The sequence below is a fragment of the Mediterraneibacter sp. genome, assembly GCF_030825015.1.
In the GTDB taxonomy this organism is placed as follows: Bacteria; Bacillota; Clostridia; order Lachnospirales; family Lachnospiraceae; genus Mediterraneibacter.
In genome coordinates this window covers 1-3,022 of record NZ_JAPJQP010000039.1, presented here as the reverse complement: position 1 = coordinate 3,022, position 3,022 = coordinate 1, and the positions used below count along the sequence as shown (strand labels likewise).

At 43.6% G+C, this 3,022-nt stretch carries 4 protein-coding genes; all 4 read left to right on the top strand.

Going from position 1 to position 3,022, the window contains the following annotated elements; all coding sequences use genetic code 11:
• Window positions 1-84 precede the first annotated feature (84 nt).
• Entirely contained in the window at window positions 85-330 is a 246-nt protein-coding gene (locus RCH61_RS09730) for a hypothetical protein (protein WP_306480600.1), read from the top strand.
• A gap of 152 nt (window positions 331-482) precedes the next feature.
• Window positions 483-1,634 carry a THUMP domain-containing class I SAM-dependent RNA methyltransferase gene (locus tag RCH61_RS09725; RefSeq protein WP_178006816.1) on the top strand — a complete coding sequence of 384 codons (1,152 nt, stop codon included), beginning with the start codon at window positions 483-485 and terminating at the stop codon, window positions 1,632-1,634.
• 81 nt (window positions 1,635-1,715) lie between these two features.
• A complete protein-coding gene (gene rdgB, locus RCH61_RS09720; protein WP_178006815.1) occupies window positions 1,716-2,330 on the top strand; it encodes an RdgB/HAM1 family non-canonical purine NTP pyrophosphatase in 615 nt (204 codons plus the stop codon).
• Window positions 2,327-2,812, top strand: coding sequence for a metallophosphoesterase family protein (locus tag RCH61_RS09715; RefSeq protein ID WP_178006813.1), 486 nt, complete (start codon window positions 2,327-2,329; stop codon window positions 2,810-2,812). The genes rdgB and RCH61_RS09715 overlap by 4 nt, the downstream gene beginning before the upstream one ends.
• Window positions 2,813-3,022: the final 210 nt, after the last annotated feature.

Below are 3,022 nucleotides of genomic sequence, written 5' to 3'. Positions count from 1 at the left end.
AAGAAAAACACAAATAAAAAGAGGAATAAAAAAATCGGGAACGAGAAATACTATTTTTGAATTAAAAAACAGGAGGAAAATACAATGGCTAAAAACTACAGTAATGCAAATAATTCAGAAAAAAATGCAGAGTCCAAAAACGGCGCTTATTCTTCTTATTCAGATTCACAGAACTGCGGTAAAAATTCTGAGAAGAGCGCTGCAAAAAATGCAAGTAAAAACGCAAGTAAAAATGCAAGCAAAAACAGCACAAAATCCGCGATGAGTTACGGCGGAAACAAAAACTGCGGAAAGATCAGAGATGCGTTTGACGAGTCTGACAAATATTAAAAGCAAAGATGGAATGACCGGTATTTCTCAAATCTGTTTGTGAAATAAAATATCCGGTGAAACAATGGCGGGACAGAGTAAACTTCAACTTTACTCTGTCCTGTTTTTATAGTAATATTGTAGGAAGAAAAAGGTAAGGACGGATATAGTTCATGGATAAAATAGAATGGATCGCCCCGTGTCATTTCGGATTGGAGTCAGTGCTGAAACGAGAAATCGAACAGCTCGGATACGAGATCGCGCAGGTGGAAGACGGAAGGGTTACTTTTCGCGGGGGTTTAGAAGCAGTTTGCAGGGCAAATATATTTTTGCGGACTGCAGAACGAGTATTAATGAAAGTCGGAAGCTTTCAGGCAAGGACGTTTGACGAGCTGTTTGAAAGAACGAAAGAACTGCCGTGGGAGGACTACATACCGAGAGACGGCAAATTTTGGGTTGCAAAAGCAGCTTCTGTAAAAAGTAAACTGTTCAGCCCGTCTGATATTCAGTCGATCATGAAAAAGGCGATGGTTGAAAGATTGCGGGCGAAATACGGGATCAAGTGGTTTGAAGAGACGGGAGCATCTTATCCGGTGCGAGTGTTTCTTATGAAAGATACAGTGACTGTAGGACTTGATACGACCGGTGTTTCTCTCCATAAGAGAGGTTACCGTCCGGTAGCGGGGAAAGCTCCCATTGCCGAAAATCTGGCGGCGGCGCTCATCATGCTTACGCCATGGAGAAAAGACAGGATTCTCGTAGATCCGTTTTGCGGAAGCGGTACGTTTCCGATTGAGGCGGCAATGATCGCGGCGAATATCGCTCCTGGAATGAACCGCTCTTTTACGGCGGAAACATGGGCGAATATCATTGCAAAAAAAGCGTGGTATGAGGCGGTCAATGAAGCGGCGGATCTGATTGATGATGACATTGAGACGGATATACAAGGATATGATGCGGATGGTTCCGTTCTTCGCGCAGCCCGCAGAAATGCGGAAGAAGCGGGGGTTGGTCATCTGATCCATTTTCAGCAAAGAGAAGTGAAGGATCTCAGTCATCCGAAGAAATATGGATTTATTATTACAAATCCACCTTACGGCGAGCGTCTTGAAGAGAAAGAAGCGCTTCCGAAGCTGTATAAGGAGTTTGGAGAAGCGTTTAAGAAGTTAGACAGCTGGTCGGCTTATATGATTACAAGTTACGAGGAGGCCGAGCGGTATTTCGGCAGGAAGGCAGATAAAAACCGGAAGATCTATAATGGAATGCTGCGCACGTATTTTTATCAGTTTCAAGGGCCTAAGCCGCCGCGCAAATCTGCAAAATAACAGATCGGATATAAGAGAAACGCGGTTGGAGAAGAAAAAGGAAAAAAGCAGTGCTTTGCAGAGAGAACAGAGGAAGGCATTATGAAAAGAAGAATTGTATTTGCGACGGGAAATGAAAATAAAATGAAAGAAATCCGAATGATTTTATCGGATCTGAATACAGAGATCGTGTCGATGAAAGAGGCGGGAGTCGATATCGACATTGTGGAAGATGGAATGTCTTTTGAAGAAAATGCGGAGATTAAGGCAAGGGCGGTAGCAAGAATTCTTACGAATGATATTGTGCTTGCAGATGATTCCGGGCTGGAGATTGATTATCTGGATAAAGCGCCGGGAATTTATTCCGCAAGATTTGCCGGAGAAGATACTTCGTATGATATTAAGAATCGTATTTTTCTTGATCGGCTGGAAGGAGTTCCTGACGAAGAGCGTACAGCCAGGTTTGTATGTGCAGTGGCGGCAGTGTTCCCGGATGGAAGTGTAGACGTCGTTCGGGAAACGATTGAAGGGCAGATCGCGCATGAAGCGGCTGGAACTCACGGGTTTGGATATGATCCGATCTTTTATCTCCCAGAGTATGGATGTACGACGGCGCAGCTTAACCCGGAGCAAAAAAATGAAGTGAGTCACAGAGGCAAAGCGCTCTGCGCGATAAAACGCAGATTAAAAGGGAAAATCGGAGATGATTTGTTATGAAGGTGTTGATAGTCAGCGATACACACGGCAGACATACGGGATTGGACCGTGTACTTGAAAAAGAAGGGAAAATCGATCTGTTTATTCACTTGGGAGACGTGGAAGGCGGAGAAAGTTATATTGATTCCGTAGTAGATTGTGAGAAGCATATGGTGAAAGGAAATAACGATTTCTTTTCAGACCTTCCGCGGGAAGAAGAGTTCATTCTTGGGGGATATAAGGTATTTATCACTCATGGGCATCCGTATTATGTGTCTTTGGATACGGAATATATAAGAGAAGAGGGCGTGGCAAGAAAAGCAGATATTGTCATGTTCGGACATACGCATAAACCGCATTTTGAGCAAAAAGACGGTATTACAGTGCTCAATCCCGGAAGTTTGGCTTATCCGAGGCAGGAAGGCCGCAAAGGCAGTTATATGATTATGGAAATTGATGAAGACCGGAAGATCAGGTTTGAGCAGAAGTATTTAGATGAATGAAAAATCATTTGAAAAGGGCGATGAGCCAAGGTTTTCAGGGGGGAAATAAAAAAACAAAATAAAAACTAAAAAAAGTGAAAAAAAGTTATTGACAATCTGAAAACCTTATAATATAATAGGCATTGCGCTACGGGAGAGACAGGAACGTAGTAACGCCGGGGTGTGGCTCAGCTTGGCTAGAGCGCCTGGTTTGGGACCAGGAGGTCGCAG

Coding starts and splice junctions, on each gene's coding strand:
- RCH61_RS09725 (WP_178006816.1), top strand. CDS start 483: ATGGATAAAATAGAATGGATCGCCCCGTGTCATTTCGGATTGGAGTCA.
- RCH61_RS09730 (WP_306480600.1), top strand. CDS start 85: ATGGCTAAAAACTACAGTAATGCAAATAATTCAGAAAAAAATGCAGAG.
- rdgB (WP_178006815.1), top strand. CDS start 1,716: ATGAAAAGAAGAATTGTATTTGCGACGGGAAATGAAAATAAAATGAAA.
- RCH61_RS09715 (WP_178006813.1), top strand. CDS start 2,327: ATGAAGGTGTTGATAGTCAGCGATACACACGGCAGACATACGGGATTG.